15 protein-coding genes are annotated in these 17,516 nt (G+C 59.1%); 12 read left to right on the plus strand and 3 right to left on the minus strand.

What is annotated here, in order from left to right; genetic code table 11:
• The first annotated feature begins 1 nt into the window (after position 1).
• The 4 genes from metF (at position 2) to DET50_RS12705 (ending at position 3,476) form a co-directional block, all read left to right on the plus strand.
• Positions 2–871 carry a methylenetetrahydrofolate reductase [NAD(P)H] gene (gene metF / locus DET50_RS12690; protein WP_113863213.1) on the plus strand — a complete coding sequence of 290 codons (870 nt, stop codon included), beginning with the start codon at positions 2–4 and terminating at the stop codon, positions 869–871.
• Positions 872–1,195: 324 nt separating this feature from the next.
• Positions 1,196–1,954: a transporter substrate-binding domain-containing protein gene (locus DET50_RS12695; RefSeq protein WP_113863214.1), complete on the plus strand. Its 759-nt coding sequence runs from the start codon at positions 1,196–1,198 to the stop codon at positions 1,952–1,954.
• A 90-nt stretch (positions 1,955–2,044) separates the two neighbouring features.
• Positions 2,045–2,716, plus strand: coding sequence for an amino acid ABC transporter permease (locus DET50_RS12700; protein ID WP_113863215.1), 672 nt, complete (start codon positions 2,045–2,047; stop codon positions 2,714–2,716).
• Positions 2,717–2,729: 13 nt separating this feature from the next.
• Positions 2,730–3,476: an amino acid ABC transporter ATP-binding protein gene (locus tag DET50_RS12705; protein WP_113863216.1), complete on the plus strand. Its 747-nt coding sequence runs from the start codon at positions 2,730–2,732 to the stop codon at positions 3,474–3,476.
• Positions 3,477–3,530: 54 nt separating this feature from the next.
• On the opposite strand, the gene DET50_RS12710 is transcribed toward DET50_RS12705, so the two are convergent.
• Positions 3,531–4,019 (minus strand): DUF2505 domain-containing protein, encoded by a 489-nt coding sequence (locus DET50_RS12710; RefSeq protein ID WP_113863217.1) that lies wholly within the window; start codon positions 4,017–4,019, stop codon positions 3,531–3,533.
• A 170-nt stretch (positions 4,020–4,189) separates the two neighbouring features.
• On the opposite strand from DET50_RS12710, the gene DET50_RS12715 reads away from it, so the two are divergent.
• The 3 genes from DET50_RS12715 (at position 4,190) to DET50_RS12725 (ending at position 7,781) form a co-directional block, all read left to right on the plus strand.
• On the plus strand, positions 4,190–5,539 hold the full coding sequence (locus DET50_RS12715) for an adenosylmethionine--8-amino-7-oxononanoate transaminase (protein WP_113863218.1): 1,350 nt from the start codon (positions 4,190–4,192) through the stop codon (positions 5,537–5,539).
• A gap of 5 nt (positions 5,540–5,544) precedes the next feature.
• Positions 5,545–6,279 (plus strand): 16S rRNA (uracil(1498)-N(3))-methyltransferase, encoded by a 735-nt coding sequence (locus DET50_RS12720; protein ID WP_113863219.1) that lies wholly within the window; start codon positions 5,545–5,547, stop codon positions 6,277–6,279.
• Positions 6,280–6,551: 272 nt separating this feature from the next.
• A complete protein-coding gene (locus tag DET50_RS12725; RefSeq protein WP_113863220.1) occupies positions 6,552–7,781 on the plus strand; it encodes a DUF445 domain-containing protein in 1,230 nt (409 codons plus the stop codon).
• Between the two features lie 37 nt (positions 7,782–7,818).
• Here DET50_RS12725 and DET50_RS12730 read toward each other — a convergent pair whose 3' ends face one another.
• On the minus strand, positions 7,819–9,126 hold the full coding sequence (locus tag DET50_RS12730; protein ID WP_113863221.1) for a YihY/virulence factor BrkB family protein: 1,308 nt from the start codon (positions 9,124–9,126) through the stop codon (positions 7,819–7,821).
• Positions 9,127–9,324: 198 nt separating this feature from the next.
• On the opposite strand from DET50_RS12730, the gene DET50_RS12735 reads away from it, so the two are divergent.
• Complete coding sequence (locus DET50_RS12735) at positions 9,325–10,593, plus strand: OmpP1/FadL family transporter (RefSeq protein ID WP_113863222.1); 1,269 nt, start codon at positions 9,325–9,327, stop codon at positions 10,591–10,593.
• A 33-nt stretch (positions 10,594–10,626) separates the two neighbouring features.
• On the opposite strand, the gene DET50_RS12740 is transcribed toward DET50_RS12735, so the two are convergent.
• A complete protein-coding gene (locus DET50_RS12740; protein ID WP_113863223.1) occupies positions 10,627–11,562 on the minus strand; it encodes a D-2-hydroxyacid dehydrogenase in 936 nt (311 codons plus the stop codon).
• 79 nt (positions 11,563–11,641) lie between these two features.
• Here DET50_RS12740 and tmpT point away from each other — a divergent pair, with 79 nt between their 5' ends.
• The 4 genes from tmpT (at position 11,642) to DET50_RS12760 (ending at position 17,516) form a co-directional block, all read left to right on the plus strand.
• Complete coding sequence (tmpT, locus tag DET50_RS12745) at positions 11,642–12,295, plus strand: thiopurine S-methyltransferase (protein WP_113863224.1); 654 nt, start codon at positions 11,642–11,644, stop codon at positions 12,293–12,295.
• Positions 12,296–12,708: 413 nt separating this feature from the next.
• Positions 12,709–14,631, plus strand: a complete 1,923-nt coding sequence (locus DET50_RS12750; protein WP_113863225.1) for a PrkA family serine protein kinase — start codon at positions 12,709–12,711, stop codon at positions 14,629–14,631.
• Between the two features lie 39 nt (positions 14,632–14,670).
• Positions 14,671–15,960, plus strand: a complete 1,290-nt coding sequence (locus DET50_RS12755; protein ID WP_258546127.1) for a YeaH/YhbH family protein — start codon at positions 14,671–14,673, stop codon at positions 15,958–15,960.
• Entirely contained in the window at positions 15,957–17,516 is a 1,560-nt protein-coding gene (locus DET50_RS12760) for a SpoVR family protein (RefSeq protein ID WP_113863227.1), read from the plus strand. Before DET50_RS12755 ends, DET50_RS12760 begins: the two co-directional genes overlap by 4 nt.

Here is a 17,516-nt window from a genome sequence, read left to right on the forward strand (position 1 = left end):
CATGGAATCCCAGAAGCAATTCAAGCGCCGGTTCAGCTTCGAGTTTTTCCCGCCCAAGACGGATCAGGGCAAGGAGAAGCTGCAAACGGTGCGCAACCAGCTGGCCGAGGTGAACCCGGATTTCTTCTCGGTCACCTTCGGCGCGGGCGGTTCCACCCGGGACCGCACCATTGAAACCGTGCTCAGCCTGCACAAGCAGGGCATTTCCACGGCGCCGCACCTGTCCTGCGTGGGTGGTACCCGCGAGGAAATCGGCGAGCTGCTGGATGTGTACAAGGAAAACGGCATCAACCGGATCGTCGCCCTACGGGGCGACCTGCCCTCGGGTATGGGGGCCTCCGGCGAGCTACGTTACGCCAACGAGCTGGTGGAATTCATCCGGGAGCACAGCGGTGATCACTTCAACCTGGAAGTGGCCGCCTACCCCGAGTTCCACCCCCAGGCCCGCAACGCCGAGGAAGACCTGAAGAATTTTGCCCGCAAGGTACAGGCCGGCGCCAACAGCGCCATCACCCAGTACTTCTTCAATGCGGACAGCTACTTCTACTTCATCGAGCGGCTGGAGAAGATGGGGGTCACCATTCCGGTGGTGCCGGGCATCATGCCCATCGTCAACTTCTCCAGCCTGGTGCGGTTCTCGGATATGTGCGGCGCGGAAATCCCCCGCTGGATCCGCAAGCAGCTGGAAGCCTACGGCGACGACAGCGACAGCATCCGCAAGTTCGGCGAAGAAGTGGTAACCGAAATGTGTGAACGCCTGCTCAAGGCCGGCGCGCCAGGTCTGCATTTCTATACCCTGAACCAGGCCGAGCCGAGCCTGAGCATCTGGAAGAACCTGGGTATCAGCGACCGCGAGAAAATCGCATTCTGAATGCTGAAAATGGGGTCAGAAGAAGGTTTTCTTCAGACCCCTTTGCCAGTGCCAGCGTCCGAGGTCACGCGGAGCATGGGGTCAGATGAAAGCTTTCATCTGACCCCTTTTTTTAAATGCTGAATATGGGGTCAGAAGAAGGCTTTCTTTAGACCCCGTTCGTCACCCCAAGCATTTGATTTTAGGCATCCCGGTGGGTAATAGTCTAAAGTGTATGTGTTGCAATTCCATAAACGCTCCCCGGAAGCCACGATCACCAGAAGTGGTTGTTCCGGCTTGCCTTACCGGGCAAACGGGGCCTGACAAAAAGCACAAGGAGAAAGCATGAGCACGAAATGGCTGAAGACTCTTGGCGCCAGCCTGGCACTGACTGTGGCGGCGGGAACAGCTAGCGCGGAAACTCTCAAAGTGGTCACCGACCCAAGCTTTGTTCCGTTCGAGATGATGGATCAGGAAACCGGTGAGATGATCGGCTTCGACATGGAAATCATCCGCGAAGTGGCCGACCGCGCCGGCTTCGAAATCGACCTGAACACCATGGACTTCAACGGCATCATCCCGGCCCTGCAGACCGGTAACGTGGATATTGCCATTGCCGGTATCACCATTACCGAGGAACGTGAGCAGATCGTCGATTTCTCGAACCCGTACTACGATTCCGGTTTGCGCATTATGGTTCGCGAAGGCAATGACGAGGTCAAAACCTTTGAAGACCTTGAAGGCCTGAAAATCGGCACCAAGATCGGCAGTACCTCCTACGATTACCTGATGGCCAACCTGGAAGCCGATGATGGAGTTACTCCCTATCCGGGCAGCTCCGACATGTACATGGCCTTGATGTCCCGCGCCATCGACGCCGTCTTCTATGACGCGCCCAACGTTGGCTACTTCGCCCGCACCAAGGGTGAAGGCAAAGTGACTACCGTCGGCCCGCTGTATGAAGGTCAGCAGTATGGTATCGCCCTGGTCGAGGGCAGTGAGTGGGTTGACGAGGTCAACGCCGCACTGGCTTCCATGAAGGAAGACGGTACCTACAAGAGCATCTATGAGAAGTGGTTCGGCCCGATGCCTGAGGGCATGTAAGGGCTGAAGGATCATCCGATCCGATTCCCCGCGCCGGGGCCCCTGTGCCCCGGCTGTTCCTGACTCCAACTTCCTGCGGAGACACTAACCGTGGAATTCCAGTTTCAGTTCGATTGGCAAGCAGCCATCGACTCTATCCCCTTTCTGCTCAAAGGGATCCCCTACACCCTGTTGATCTCGTTTGGCGGCCTGCTTATCGGTTTCGTACTGGGCATTATTTTTGGACTGCTCAGCATCAACAAGCATTGGTTCCTGCGCTGGCCCGCAACGGCTTATATCGAGATTTTCCGGGGTACCCCCATCCTGGTGCAGGTGCTGTTCATCTTCTACGGCCTGCCTGACCTCATTGGCTCGCCGATCAACCCTCTGACCGCGGGTATTGCCGCGATTGCCCTGAACTCGGGCGCCTACATCTCAGAGGTTGTTCGGGGTGGCGTACAGTCCATCGCCAAGGGCCAGACCGAAGCCGGCCTTTCCCTGGGTCTGTCCCGTACCCAGACCTTCTGGTCCATCATCTGGCCCCAGGCCTTCCGTCGCATGATTCCGCCCCTGGGCAATCAGGCAATCGTCAGTATCAAGGACACCTCCCTGTTCTCCGTTATCGGTGTCGGTGAACTGGTCCGTCAGGGTCAGATCTACATCGCCAACACCTTTACCGCGTTCGAGGTTTATTTCGTGGTGGCCATCCTTTACCTGGCGATCACCCTGTCCCTGTCATTGATCCTCCGCCTGGTAGAGCGGCGCGGACTGGCATCTGTCTGAAGGAAAGGTACCCATGACTCATATCGTAGAAATGAAGGGCATGAACAAGTACTTCGGCAAGCTGCATGTCCTCAAGAACATTGACCTCACGGTCGAGCAGGGTGAAGTGGTGGTGATCATCGGCGCCAGTGGCTCCGGTAAGTCCACCCTGATCCGCTGCGTGAACGGCCTGGAAGAATTCGAATCCGGCAAGCTGGTGGTGGACGGCCAGGCCCTCGCCCCCAAAGGCGGCAACCAGAAAGCCCTGGCCGAGATCCGCAAGGAAGTGGGCATGGTGTTCCAGCAGTTCAACCTGTTCCCACACTTGACGGTGAAGAAGAACGTCATGCTGGCGCCCATGAAGGTGAAGAACGCCTCACAGGTGGTGGCCAACGGCACCGCCGAGCGGCTGCTGAACCGTGTCGGTATCGGCGACCAGGCCGACAAGTACCCGAGCCACCTCTCCGGTGGTCAGCAGCAGCGGGTGGCCATCGCCCGCGCCCTGGCCATGGAACCGCGCCTGATGCTGTTCGATGAGCCAACCTCGGCACTGGACCCGGAGATGATCGGCGAAGTGCTGGACGTCATGCGCGAACTGGCCAAGGAAGGGATGACCATGATGGTCGTGACCCACGAAATGGGCTTCGCCCGTGAAGTGGCGGACCGGGTCATCTACATCCACGAAGGCCAGATCGTGGAACAGGGCAAGCCGGACGACGTGTTCGACAACCCGCAGAATGAACGCACCCAGGCGTTCCTCTCACGGGTACTCGCTCACTAAGCCGCCCAGCCCAAAGCCCCCGTTCCGGGGGCTTTTCTGTTTCTGCGGCCCGGGCTATAGCAACTTGCGGGTCGCCTGATACTCATTTTCGATCTTGGCGTGGCAATCGTCCGCCAGGAACCTCGCCACCTTCTTGCCCAGAAGCGGCACATCGCAACGCACACTCAGCAAGACATGATTGGTACACTGCTGCTCGGAGGCCAGCAAACGCATCATGCCCTTGATCTTCGCCGGCACATTTTCGATGTGCACCCGAAACTCGCAATGCCACTCCTCGTCACTCTTGCGGAACCAGTGCTCCTCCTGACGTACCCGGTTCCATTCACGATGGAAGCTCGCGAGGATTCCAGGCACCTCCAGTGAGCTGGTGACTTCCCGCTCGATCACCAGCTTGGCCGACAGCTCGTCCCTGACCAACTCGGGCACACACACGTTGCGTGACCCAAGCCGGGCGTTCTTCTCAAGAATATGATCCTTGCTGAAGAAGGCACCGAGCACCTGCTCCAGACTCGCCTCATAGGGGTGTTCCAGTTCAATTTGCATGGGTGGTCTCCGTATGATGTCAGCCAGATTCTGCGGGGAATGACCACCACCGGCATTGGCCGGCAGGTCAGCCGACCGGGGCGCGCTAGCCAGACTCCGCTGTTAACTGTAATATCCGCAAAGGTTAACAGCGCCCATTCAAAACCAGACAACGTGACCGGAGACTCACCATGCGCAACGCCGATCTCGTCGCCCGCGATCTCAAATCCGTATGGCACCCCTGCACACAAATGAAAGATCACGAATCCCTGCCCCTGATTCCGATCAAACGGGGCGAAGGTGTCTGGCTGGAAGACTTCGAAGGCAATCGCTACATCGACGCAGTCAGCTCCTGGTGGGTCAACCTGTTCGGCCACGCGAATCCCCGCATCAACGCCGCCATCCAGGACCAGATCGGCAAGCTCGAGCACGTCATCCTGGCCGGCTTCAGCCACGAACCGGTGGTCAACCTCTCGGAGCGACTGATCGAAGTCACTCCTGAAGGCCTGAACAAGTGCTTCTATGCCGACAACGGGTCATCGGCCATCGAAGCCGCCCTGAAGATGAGCTACCACTACTGGAAAAACCACGGCAAGCCGGGCAAGAAGAATTTCGTCAACCTCAGCAACAGCTACCACGGCGAAACCCTCGGCGCCCTTGCTCTCGGCGACGTCGCTCTCTACAAGGACACCTACCAGCCGCTGCTGATGGAAGTGCTGACTGCGCCCTCCCCGGATGCCTTCAATAAAGAAGCCGGCGAGTCCGACGAGGAATACGCCCTGCGCCAGTTCGAGGCCATGGAGAAACTCCTGGCGGAGAAACACGATGAAATCTGCGCGGTGGTAGTGGAACCCCTGATCCAGTGCGCCGGCGGCATGCGCATGCACCACCCCGTTTACCACACCAAGCTGCGGGAAGCCTGTGACCGGTATAACGTGCACCTGATTGCCGACGAGATAGCCGTCGGCTTCGGCCGCACCGGCACCCTGTTCGCCTGCGAACAGTCCGGGATCACCCCGGATTTCATGTGCCTCTCGAAGGGCCTGACCGCCGGCTATCTGCCCCTGTCCGTGGTCCTGACCACCGATGACGTCTACAACGCTTTCTATGACGATTACGAAACCCTCCGGGCGTTCCTGCACAGCCACAGCTACACCGGCAACCCCATCGGCTGCGCCGTGGCCCTGGCCACCCTCGACATCTTCCGGGACGACAACGTCATCGAAAACAACCGCCAACTGTCCCAATGCCTCGGCGATGCAGTAGCCCACCTGGCAGACCACCCCAACGTCGGCGACATCCGCCAGCACGGCATGACCCTCGCGGTGGAAATGGTGAAAGACAAGGCCAGCAAGACCCCGTTCCCCTGGCAGGAACGCCGGGGTATCCGCGTCTACCAGCACGCTCTCACCCGGCAATCCCTGCTACGGCCACTGGGTAACGTGGTATATTTCATGCCGCCTTACGTGATCACCGAGGAGCAGATCCGCCACCTCGCCCAGGTCGCGACTGAAGGCATCGAAATCGCCGTAAAGGACTGACCCGGATGCGCATCCCCAGAATCTTCACCGACTCGGAACTCACCGTTGGCAGCAGCTGCGAACTGGACGACAACGCCGCCCAGCACGTGGGCCGGGTTCTGAGGATGCAGCCCGGACAGCAACTGATCCTGTTCAACGGCGACGGCCAGGACTACGACGCCACCATCCAGGATGCGAGCAAGAAACACGTCCAGGTGGAAATCGCCGGGGCGACGGCCACCACTACCGAGTCGCCTCTCGAAATCATTCTTGGCCAGACCCTGTCCAAGGGCGACCGCATGGACTACGCCGTCCAGAAAGCCGTGGAAATGGGCGTCAGCCAGATCGTACCGCTCACCACCGAACGCTGCGACGTCAAACTCAAGGGCGACCGGGAAGACAAACGCCTGCGCCACTGGCAACAGGTTGCCATCAGCGCCGCCGAACAATGCGGCCGCGCCCGCGTCCCTGAAATCCTCCCGGTCATGAACCTGAGCGAGTGGTTCGAACACAGCCAGACCTGCGACCTGCGCCTGGTACTGCACCACCGCACCGAACAGAGCCTGAAATCCCTGGCCACACCCGGCTCGGTAGCCCTGATGATCGGCCCGGAAGGCGGCCTGAGCCCGGAAGAAATCGAGGCAGCCGAACAATCCGGGTTCCTCCCGGTGGCACTCGGCCCCCGCGTCCTCCGAACCGAAACTGCCCCGGTAGCCGCCATGGCCCTGTGCCAATGGCTCTGGGGCGATATCGGCACCTGATCGCTACGACCGTGCCGCCGTCCCGTTTCGGCTTCTCAGTCATTGACAGTTACAGGACCGGCCAACATTATCCCTGTCTGACAAAAATGCAGTGAGGGGCCCCTCCTTGGATGGGGCGTTTATTCGGGGAGGGCTGTCCAAAACTGTGCGGAGCCATGGATGGCGGAGCCCAAGCGTCACATGGACGTGCCGCCAGGAGCGTGTTTTGGACAGCCCTCCCCGAATAAACGCATGCTCCCAAGTAAAAAATAAAGAGAGAGCGCGAGTACCGGATGACAAGCCTGCTGACGACCCAAGAATTCTGGCAATACCTGAGCATCCCCGTGATCGCAGCCCTGATCGGCTGGACCACCAACTGGCTCGCCATAAAGATGACCTTCTACCCCCTGGAATTCATCGGCAAACCACCCCTGCTCGGCTGGCAGGGCATCATTCCCTCCAAAGCCCGAAAAATGGCCGCCATCAGCGTCGACGCCACCATCTCCAAGATTGGCACCGTCCAGGAAATCTTCCAGCAGATCGACCCCAAGGTACTGGCCGCCCACATCGTCCACTCTGTCGACCCCAGAATCGAAGAATACGTCGACGAAATGATGCTCCGGGAATACCCCACCTTCTGGGAAAACCTGCCCGCCTCGGCCCGCAAGATGGTCTACGACCGGGTACGCAAATCCACCCCGCAACTGGTGGACAACCTGGTCGAGGACATCTCCGATAATATTGAAGACCTGTTGGACATCAAAGGTATGGTTATCGAGCGCCTGGCCAAAGATAAACAACTGCTGAACCGAATTTTCCTCGAGTGCGGCGAAGTGGAATTCCGCTTCATCATCAACTCGGGCCTATACTTCGGCTTCCTGTTCGGCCTGATCCAGATGGCCGTCTGGTATGTTTACCCTGCCTGGTGGGTACTGCCCTTCTTCGGCCTGCTTGTCGGCTGGGCCACCAACTGGATCGCCCTGAACGTCATCTTCCGGCCATTACGGGAGAAAAAGGTGGGACCGCTCCGGATCCAGGGCCTGTTCCTGAAGCGTCAGCCGGAAGTGGCCGAGTCTTTCTGCCACATCGTTACCCACGAAATCCTCACCGTGGGCAACATCATCCGCGCGATCCTGGACGGCCCGAAAGGCGATCGGGCCCGCAACATGGTGAAGAAGCACATCAAACCGCTGGTGGATGAAACCGCTGGCATGGGCAAAGCCCTGACCCAAGTGGCCTTCGGCCCCACCGGCTTTGCCACCCTGAAGACCCAGGTGGGCGAGAAGGCCATCGAGATCTCCCAGACCTCCTTCAACAACCCGGTGTTCGAAAAGGATCGGGCCCGGGCGGTGGAGTCCATCATGGTGGAGCGGATGATCGCCCTGTCGTCGGAAGAGTTCCAGGACCTGCTACGGCCCTGCTTCCAGGAAGACGAGATCAAACTGATCCTGGTGGGCGCCTTCCTGGGCTTTGCCGCCGGTGTCTGCCAGCTGGTCTTCGTATTCGGGGAAACCCTGCTCTGATGAGAAGGGCCACCGACAGCCGCGTCTGAGCGTTCTCTCAGGCCTTCGACTGACGCAATAGCGAAGCCAGGGTCTCGGATTCCTGATCCCGCGCGCCATCCATGAGGCACGGCGGCAGAATCGGTGGCAGCCGGTCCACAACCCGGTCGTCATCCTTGCGAATGACATCGAGGATATGACGGACAGTGATCAAATCGAGCGCCCGCCCGGGTACCAGCTTATCGCCCTGCCCGCCAGCCAGGGACAGCAAGCCGGCCCGGATCAGCTTGTCGCTGACCATCCTCGTCACCTCCCCCGGCACCCGGAGCCTGTGCTCCAGAGCCTCCTGCTGAGGGGCCGCTTCGCCCTCACTGAACGGCTTGGCCACCATCCACATGACCGCCAGCCCCACCTTCTCCTGGAGTTCCGGCGCCAACTGGACCTGCCTTCGCTTGGCCACGGACCCCGGATACTGCAGATAGAACGCCAGGCTCGCACCGAGTAACAGGATCATCCAGTTCAGGTAAATCCAGATCAGCAGGATGATACCGATGGCAAAACTGGAATAGATGGCCGCGTACCTGGCTGAGCCGGCCACGAAGGACGCGAACAGCATACCGCCGGCCTGCCAGGAAACCCCGGCCACCACACCGGCGGTAAAAGCATAGCGAAGCTTGACCCGGGTATTGGGGATGAAGATGTAGACAAAGGTAAAGGCAGCAACCACCAGGAAGAACGGGGTGAATCGGCTGATGGCCAGGATCAGGGACCCGAAGGGCTCGATCTCCACCAGGGTCTGGACAATATCCGAGGAGAAGATGGTGGCGGTCACCCCGATCGCCGACACCATCAGCAACGGTCCCACCATGATCACACTCAGGTAGTTGCTGAACCGTTGGGCCAGGGAGCGCATGTCCGGCACCCGCCAGATCATGTTGAAGGATCGCTCGATCTTCTGGATCAGCGAAATGACCGTGTAGACCAGCAGGGCGAGACCGACCGAGCCGAGGACCCCCACTTTCATGTTATCCACAAATTCCAGGATCCGGTTCGCCACTTCAATGCCCTGCGGCCCCATCGGCTCGAAGAACTGGAACAGAAAGGGCTCCATCCGCTCGTGCACACCCATGGCCTTGAGCACTGAGAAGCTGAGGGCAAGCAACGGCACAATACTCAGCAGCGTGGTGTAGACCAGGCTCATGGCGTGCAGGGTCAGCTGCCCGCTGAGCACGTCCCGTACCAGCGCATAGACTGACCGTCCGACCTTGTAGAGCCAGGTCCAGGGCCACGTCTGGGGCGGATTGGGGTTTGCAAGAATCCAGTCTTCAGCGGCCTGCAGCCGTTCTTTGAGTTGGAATGAAGCCACGTGACGTCCTGTTACAGGAAATTTTAGCCAGTTTATCAGGGATATAAGCCGGTGCCCCAAAGTATGGCCGATAACCGACGGTTTGCGAGGCCTAACCGGACAATATAACCATATTAGCTTTTAATCCTTCATCTTATAACCAACCTTCCGTATAAACGGGCGCCATATTCGATATTTGTCAATGAACGGGTTTTCATTATGCGCCTCAAGACTGCTCTGGGCATGGCAGCCGCCTCCGCATTCCTGCCGTCGGTTGCATCTGCCACCAATGGTTACTTCAGCCACGGTTATGGCACCATCAGCTCCGGCATGGCGGGCGCCGGTGCGGCGCTGGCGCAGGACAGCATCGCCGCTGCCACCAACCCGGCCGGTCTGGCTTTTGTCGGTGATCGCATGGATGGCGGGCTGGAGCTGTTCTCGCCCCGACGCAAGTACGAAGTTGAAGGCCCGATGGCGCCGCCACCCGCCTTCTCCCTGCAGCCAGGCAGCTATCAGAGCAGCCGTGATGCCTTCGCAATTCCTCACTTCGGAGTGAACCACCGCATCACTGAACATCAGGCCCTGGGCGTCTCCGTCTTTGCCAACGGCGGAATGAACACCAGCTACCCGGCGCCCGGACCCTTCGGAGGCGGCCGCACGGGCGTCAACCTGGAGCAGCTGTTCATTGCCCCCACCTGGTCCTGGGAATTCACTGACAACCAGGCTATCGGTTTCTCTCCCTTGATTGCCTATCAGAGATTCGAAGCCAAAGGCTTGGGTGCCTTTGAAGGCTTTTCCTCCGACCCATCGGCACTGACCAACAATGGCACCGATGATGCCTGGGGCTATGGCTTCCAGATCGGCTGGCAAGGCGGGATCACCGACACCCTGCGTGGTGGCCTGAGTTTCCGTACCATCCTGGAAATGGAAGAGTTCGAGCAATATCAGGGGCTGTTCGCCGAACAGGGAGATTTTGACATCCCGAGCATGTTCAACGCCGGGGTTGCATGGTCAGGAATCCAGGACCACTGGATTCTGCTGGATGTGCAACACATCCGCTACAGTGACATCAACAGTGTGGGCAATCCAATGCTGCCGGCGCTAGGGATGGCCCAGATGGGTGACCCCGACTCTCAACTTGGCGCTGACAACGGCCCGGGCTTCGGCTGGGAAGACATGACCATCGTGAAGCTCGGCTGGCAGTGGCAGCAGACAGACCAGCAAACCTGGCGCGCCGGCGTCAGCTACGGCGAGCAGCCGGTGCAGGAAGAGGAAGTGCTGTTCAACATCCTCGCCCCCGGCGTCCAGGAGTGGCACTTCACCGGCGGTTTCACCCGCCAGTTCAGCGACTCCCTGGAGCTCTCCGGTTCGGTGTTCTACTCACCGCGTAACAGCGTGAAGGGCGACAACCCGCTCAACCCAGAGCAGACCATTGAGCTGAGCATGTACCAGGTGGGCGTATCCGCCAGCGTCGGCTGGCGGTACTGAAACCGGACCGGGCGCCTGACCCGGTCCCTGGCCTCAGTCAACAGAGGCGAGGTTATTGGCGGTAATAGTCACAATCCGCTGCCTCGCCTCGCGGCTCGCCCAGGCCGAATGGGGAGTAACGATCAGGTTCGGAATGTCATCCGCCAGCAGGGGATTGCCATTGCGCGGCGGCTCTTCGGTCAGCACATCAAAGCCCGCACCACCAATCACTCCGGCTCTCAAAGCATCTGCCAGCGCCTGCTCGTCCACCAGGCCACCACGGCTGGTGTTGATCAGCAGTGCGTCCTTTTTCATCATCTCCAGCTCGCGTTTGCCGATCAGGTTACGGGTTTCGTCCGTGAGCAAACAGTGCAGTGACAGGACATCCACCTGCGGTAACAGCTCATCCAGCGGAATCCGCGGGTAGCCATCCACCTCGCCCGGCTCCTGCCCCGGCCGTGCGCCCAGCAGGATTTTCATACCAAAGGCTTTGGCGCGTTCAACCACACCCTGCCCCAGATCACCGTAGCCGATGACCCCCAGGGTGCGACCCTCCAGCTCCAGAATCGGATGATCCATCAGGCAGAACATGTCGCTCTGCCCCCACCGTCCGGCCCGCACGTCCCGGTCGTAGTCCAGCAGCCGGGTGGCCAGGGCCAGCATCAGGGCCAGGGTGTGCTGGGCCACGGTGGAGCGACCGTAGTTGGTCACGTTCATCACCTTGATGCCGTGCTCCCCCGCCGCGTCCTGGTCGATGTTGTTCAGGCCGGTGGCCACCACAGCAATGTTCTTGAGCTCCGGGCAGGCCTCGAAATGTTCGCGTTTGAGCACCACCTTGTTCACCAGCACGGTGTCAAAGCCCCGAATCCGCTCCAGCACCTGCTCCGGCGTGGTGCGATCGTGCTTTGTCAGGCCGCCGGTGACGGTCTCGATCGGTGACAGGTCGACATCATCGCCAAGGGTGTTGGCATCGAGGAATACGGCTTTCATGATTTTCTCCCATCTCAAGATCGCCACAGATTAAGGTAGACTGAAGAAAACGTCCAAATACCGGTGAAAGGAAAGAACCATGGAACACGAATTCTGGCACGAACGCTGGGCAAAAAAAGAAATCGGCTTCCACGAGGGCACCGTTAACCAGTACCTGCATGATCACTGGCCGGAACTCGCCGGGGAGAACACCGACGCGGTCTTCGTACCCCTGTGCGGCAAAGCCCACGACATGTGGTGGCTGCACGACCGCGGCCACCCTGTCCTGGGTGTGGAACTGAGCGAGATCGCCTGCAAGGACTTCTTCGAGGAAGCCGGCGAGAAAGCCAAAGTGCATCCGGGAGAGCCCTTTACCACGTTCAAACAGGATGACCTTGAGATCTGGTGCGGCGATTTTTACCAACTGGTCCCGGACGACCTCAAACACATCCGCCTCGTCTACGACCGCGCCGCCCTGATCGCCCTGCCCCCTTCCATGCGCCGCCAGTATGTCGAGCACCTGACGGCCATCATCCCCGACGGTGCACGAATCCTGCTGATCACCCTGGACTACGACACTGAGATCAAGGGTCCCCCATTCAACGTCTCCAACGACGAAGTCCGGGAACTTTATGGCCAGGACTACGAGATTGAGCACGTGCTGACCAACACCCTTGCCAAGGACCATCCGTTCGCCAAGCGCCGGGGCCTTGAGGGGGCCTCGGAAAGTGTATTCCGGTTGACCAAGCTTTGATTGTGTCCCTCCCAGCCTCGTGGCTGTTTTGAAGACATTCCTGGTGATTCTGATCGGAGTGTATCGGGGGTTCTTTTTCGGGGTGAATTTGATGTCTGAGCGCAGCGAGTTGCCAATTCGCCCCGAAAAAGAACCCCCGGTGCGCTCCAGCCCCCACCCCCTGAAAGCTACAAAAACGCCACACCCCTCTAACACAATTTAATGAACCTTAACCACTCGCCCACTGTCCAACCTCGCGAACCTGAACTAAGCTCAGATTAAGCAAGCCGTGAAGAGAAAGTTGCGGCGCGGCTTGTAAGTATCCATCCCTTTTACCCATAACCAGATAAACACCGCCGGGACAGGCGGCGCTAACAGCAACGGGGAAAGTGCGTGAACTGAAAAGCTGAATAACAGCGAGCGAGGGGCCATCTATGAGCATACTGCAGCATTTCAAAGACCGGTATGAAGCTACCCAAGAGGAAGAATACTCTCTTGAGGAATACCTGGAGATCTGCAAAAAGGACCCAACGGCCTATGCCACGGCCGCTGAGAGAATGTTAATTGCGATCGGCGAGCCGGAGTTGGTAGATACCTCTCGCGACCCAAGACTGTCGCGCATCTTTTCCAACAAGGTGATCAAGCGTTACCCGGAATTTTCCGAGTTCTACGGCATGGAAGATGCCGTGGAGAACATTGTTTCCTTCTTCCGCCATGCCGCCCAGGGCCTGGAAGAGAAGAAACAGATCCTTTACCTGCTGGGCCCGGTGGGCGGCGGCAAGTCCTCCCTGGCCGAGAAACTCAAGGCCCTGATGCAGAAGGTGCCTTTCTACGCCATCAAAGGCTCACCGATGAACGAATCCCCATTGGGTTTGTTCGATCCCGCCGAGGACGCCGAGATCCTCGAAGAGGAGTATGGTATTCCGCGCCGTTACCTCAACTCCATCATGTCACCCTGGGCTGTGAAGCGCCTGCATGAGTTTGGCGGAGATGTCAGCCAGTTCCGGGTGGTGAAGAAATATCCGTCGATTCTCGATCAGGTTGGCGTTGCCAAGACCGAACCGGGCGATGACAACAACCAGGATATTTCCGCCCTGGTGGGCAAGGTCAACATTCGGATGCTGGAGGACTTCTCCCAGGACGATCCCGATGCCTACAGCTTCAGCGGCGGCCTGTGCAAGGCCAACCAGGGTCTGCTGGAGTTTGTCGAGATGTTCAAGGCACCGATCAAGGTGCTGCATCCATTGCTGACCGCGACCCAGGAAGGCAACTACAACACCACCGAAGGCATGGGGTCGGTGCCGTTTGACGGCGTGATCCTGGCCCACTCCAACGAATCCGAATGGCAGACGTTCCGGAACAACAAGCACAACGAGGCGTTCCTGGACCGGGTCTATATCGTCAAGGTGCCCTACTGCCTGCGGGTGACCGAGGAAATCGAGATCTACAAGAAGCTGCTGACCAACAGCTCCCTTTTCGGCGCGCCCTGTGCACCGGATACCCTGGACATGCTGGCACAGTTCTCGGTGCTGTCGCGGATCAAGGAGCCGGAAAACTCCAGCATCTTCTCGAAGATGAAGGTCTACGACGGCCAGAACATCAAAGACACCGATCCGAAGGCCAAGTCCATCCAGGAGTACCGGGATGCAGCCGGGGTCATGGAGGGAATGGATGGCCTGTCCACCCGTTTCGCCTTCAAGATCCTGTCTAAAGTGTTTAACTTCGACACCACCGAGGTGGCGGCCAACCCGGTGCATCTGCTCTATGTGCTGGAGAAGCAGATCGAGCAGGAGCAGTTCCAGTCGGAGATCCAGGAAAAGTACCTGCGCTTCATCAAGGAATACCTGGCGCCGCACTATGTCCAGTTCATCGGCAAGGAAATCCAGACCGCTTACCTGGAAAGCTACAGCGAATACGGTCAGAACCTGTTCGACCGCTACGTGACCTATGCCGACTTCTGGATCCAGGACCAGGAATACCGGGATCCGGAGACCGGCGAGATCCTCGATCGTGGATCCATCAATGACGAGCTGGAGAAAATCGAGAAGCCGGCGGGCATCAGCAACCCGAAGGACTTCCGCAACGAGGTGGTCAATTTCGTGCTGCGGGCCCGGGCCAACAATCAGGGTCGCAACCCGTCCTGGCTCAGCTACGAGAAGCTGCGCAGCGTGATCGAGAAGAAGATGTTCTCCAACACCGAGGATCTTCTGCCGGTTATCTCCTTCAACCCGAAAGCCAGTCAGGAAGACCAGAAGAAGCACAAGCAGTTCGTCGAACGTATGGTCGAGCGAGGCTACACCGAGAAGCAGGTACGGCTGTTGGCCGAATGGTACCTGCGTGTTCGCAAGTCTCACTGAAATCAGTGACCAGTCACTGATGGGAGTAGCACTATGGGTATGACCCACATCGTCGACCGGCGGTTGAACGGTAAGAACAAGAGCGCGGTGAACCGGGAACGGTTCCTGCGCCGCTACCGCCATCACATCAAGAAAGCGGTGGCGGAGGCGGTACACAAGCGCTCGATCACAGACGTTGAACGGGGTGAGAAAGTCAGTATCCCGACCCGGGATATTGACGAGCCCATCTTCCACCACGGCCAGGGTGGCCGTCGCGAGATGGTGCACCCCGGCAACCAGGAGTTTGTGGCCGGGGACATGATCCCCAAGCCCCAGGGCGGAGGTGGTCAGGGGGGCGGCCAGGGCCAGGCCAGCCCCGATGGCGAGGGCATGGACGAGTTCGCCTTCCAGATCACCCAGGAGGAGTTCCTGGACTTCCTGTTCGATGACCTCGAGCTGCCCAACCTGGCCCGCAAGAAACTCAAGGATACCGAGGCCTTCAAATATGTGCGGGCCGGCTTCACCAATCAAGGCATTCCGGCCAAGCTGGATGTGGTGCGCTCCCTGCGGGGTGCCCACGCCCGCCGTCTGGGCCTCGGCGGTGCACGCAAGAAGAAAATCAGGGATCTTGAGAAGCAGCTGGAAGCCCTGAAATCAGCACCGGAAGACCTGGACCCGGCCTTCAGCCACGAGGACCAGATCAAGGTGCTGGAGGACGAGATCGCCCGCCTCAAGGCCAACGTGCGCCGGATCCCGTTCATTGATGAGATTGATCTGCGCTACCGCCAGCACGTGAAGCAACCGAAACCGGCCACCAGTGCAGTAATGTTCTGTCTGATGGACGTCTCCGGGTCCATGACCCAGATGCACAAGGACATCGCCAAACGGTTCTTTATCCTGCTGTACCTGTTCCTGAAGAAGAACTACAAGAAAATCGACGTGGTCTTCATCCGCCACCATACCAGCGCCAAGGAAGTGGATGAGGAGGAGTTCTTCTACAGCCGGGAGACCGGCGGTACCATTGTCTCCAGCGCGATCAAGCTGATGCACAAGATCATCGAGTCCCGCTATTCCCCGGCAGAGTGGAACATCTATGCCGCCCAGGCATCGGACGGCGATAACTGGAACGACGACTCCCCGGTCTGCGGCAAACTGCTGGCCGACAGCATCCTGCCGCTGGTCCAGTATTACGCCTATGTGGAGATCACGCCCCAGGACCATCAGATGCTCTGGTACGAGTACGAGAAGATCATGGAGCGGTTCCCCCAGAGCTTTGCCATGCAGCAGATTGCCGACCCGGGAGAGATCTACCCGGTGTTCCGCCAGTTGTTCGAGAGGAAAGCCGCATGAGTAGCATCGTCGACCGTCCAAACGTACCGGAAAGCGACCAGCCCGGAGCCAGGAAGCCGATTTCCACCGGGTCGGAGTGGACCTTCGACCTGATCCAGGAATACGACGACGAAATCGCCAAATGCGCCGGGGAGTTCGGCCTGGATACCTACCCGAACCAGATCGAGGTGATCAGCGCCGAGCAGATGATGGATGCCTACAGTTCCGTGGGTATGCCAGTGGGCTATCATCACTGGTCCTTCGGCAAGCAGTTCCTCAATACCGCCAAAGGCTACCAGCGCGGGCAGATGGGGCTGGCCTACGAGATCGTGATCAACTCCAACCCGTGTATTGCCTACCTGATGGAGGAGAACACCCTGCCCATGCAGGCGCTGGTGATCGCCCACGCCTGTTATGGCCATAACTCCTTTTTTAAGGGCAACTACCTGTTCCGCACCTGGACCGATGCCAGCGCCATCATCGATTACCTGGTGTTCGCCCGCAACTACGTGGCCGAATGCGAGGAACGCCATGGTGTGGATGCAGTGGAGGAGATCCTGGATTCCTGCCACGCCCTGATGAACTACGGCGTGGATCGCTACAAGCGGCCGCCGCCCATTTCGGCCGCCGAAGAGGCCCGCCGCCAGAAGGAGCGGGAAGAGTACCAGCAGCGCCGTATCAATGATCTGTGGCGGACCATCCCGAGGCCGGAAGACGACGATGACCCGATAAAACGCCAGCGCCGCTTCCCGGAGGAGCCCCAGGAGAACCTGCTGTACTTCATCGAGAAGAATGCGCCCCTGCTGGAGACCTGGCAGCGGGAAATCATCCGCATCGTGCGCAAGCTCGGGCAGTACTTCTACCCGCAGCGCCAGACCCAGGTGATGAACGAGGGCTGGGCCACCTTCTGGCACTATACTCTGCTGCACCGCATGTACGACAAGGGCCTGGTGAACGACGGTTTCATGCTGGAGTTCCTCCAGAGCCATTCGGCAGTGGTCTATCAGCCACCGTTCAACAGCCCGTGGTATTCCGGCATCAACCCGTACACCCTTGGTTTCTCCATTTTCACCGACCTCCGGCGGATCTGCGAGAACCCCACCGACGAGGACCGGGAATGGTTTCCGGACATTGCCGGATCGGACTGGCTGGAGACGCTGCACTTTGCGATGCGCAACTTCAAGGATGAGAGCTTTATTCAACAGTTCCTGTCACCCAAAGTGATGCGGGACCTGAAGCTCTTTGCCATCGAGAATGACGACCAGGAAGACCATTACATGGTCACCGCCATTCACGATGACCCCGGTTACCGCCCCCTTCGGGAGAAACTGGCCCGCCAGTACAACCTGAGCTACCGGGAACCGAACATCCAGGTCTGGAACGTGGATGTTCGGGGCGATCGATCCCTCACACTCCGGCATATCCCGGTCGACCGGGTGCCGTTAGGCGAGGACACCGAGGAAGTGGTACGCCATGTCCACCGGCTGTGGGGCTTTGATGTGCACCTGGAAAGCGTGGATGACGGTACGGTCGTGGAGGAATATCATTGTCCCCCACCCCATCTCGATGACGAGTAA

This window comes from Marinobacter pelagius, assembly GCF_003315345.1.
GTDB lineage: Bacteria > Pseudomonadota > Gammaproteobacteria > Pseudomonadales > Oleiphilaceae > Marinobacter > Marinobacter pelagius_A.

What these genes read in the sequence shown, in the direction of transcription:
- DET50_RS12720 (WP_113863219.1), top strand. Translation starts at nt 5,545, where the DNA reads ATGCGCATCCCCAGAATCTTCACCGACTCGGAACTCACCGTTGGCAGC.
- DET50_RS12715 (WP_113863218.1), top strand. Translation starts at nt 4,190, where the DNA reads ATGCGCAACGCCGATCTCGTCGCCCGCGATCTCAAATCCGTATGGCAC.
- DET50_RS12740 (WP_113863223.1), bottom strand. Translation starts at nt 11,562, where the DNA reads ATGAAAGCCGTATTCCTCGATGCCAACACCCTTGGCGATGATGTCGAC.
- metF (WP_113863213.1), top strand. Translation starts at nt 2, where the DNA reads ATGGAATCCCAGAAGCAATTCAAGCGCCGGTTCAGCTTCGAGTTTTTC.
- DET50_RS12705 (WP_113863216.1), top strand. Translation starts at nt 2,730, where the DNA reads ATGACTCATATCGTAGAAATGAAGGGCATGAACAAGTACTTCGGCAAG.
- DET50_RS12750 (WP_113863225.1), top strand. Translation starts at nt 12,709, where the DNA reads ATGAGCATACTGCAGCATTTCAAAGACCGGTATGAAGCTACCCAAGAG.
- DET50_RS12735 (WP_113863222.1), top strand. Translation starts at nt 9,325, where the DNA reads ATGCGCCTCAAGACTGCTCTGGGCATGGCAGCCGCCTCCGCATTCCTG.
- DET50_RS12760 (WP_113863227.1), top strand. Translation starts at nt 15,957, where the DNA reads ATGAGTAGCATCGTCGACCGTCCAAACGTACCGGAAAGCGACCAGCCC.
- DET50_RS12710 (WP_113863217.1), bottom strand. Translation starts at nt 4,019, where the DNA reads ATGCAAATTGAACTGGAACACCCCTATGAGGCGAGTCTGGAGCAGGTG.
- DET50_RS12695 (WP_113863214.1), top strand. Translation starts at nt 1,196, where the DNA reads ATGAGCACGAAATGGCTGAAGACTCTTGGCGCCAGCCTGGCACTGACT.
- DET50_RS12755 (WP_258546127.1), top strand. Translation starts at nt 14,671, where the DNA reads ATGACCCACATCGTCGACCGGCGGTTGAACGGTAAGAACAAGAGCGCG.
- tmpT (WP_113863224.1), top strand. Translation starts at nt 11,642, where the DNA reads ATGGAACACGAATTCTGGCACGAACGCTGGGCAAAAAAAGAAATCGGC.
- DET50_RS12725 (WP_113863220.1), top strand. Translation starts at nt 6,552, where the DNA reads ATGACAAGCCTGCTGACGACCCAAGAATTCTGGCAATACCTGAGCATC.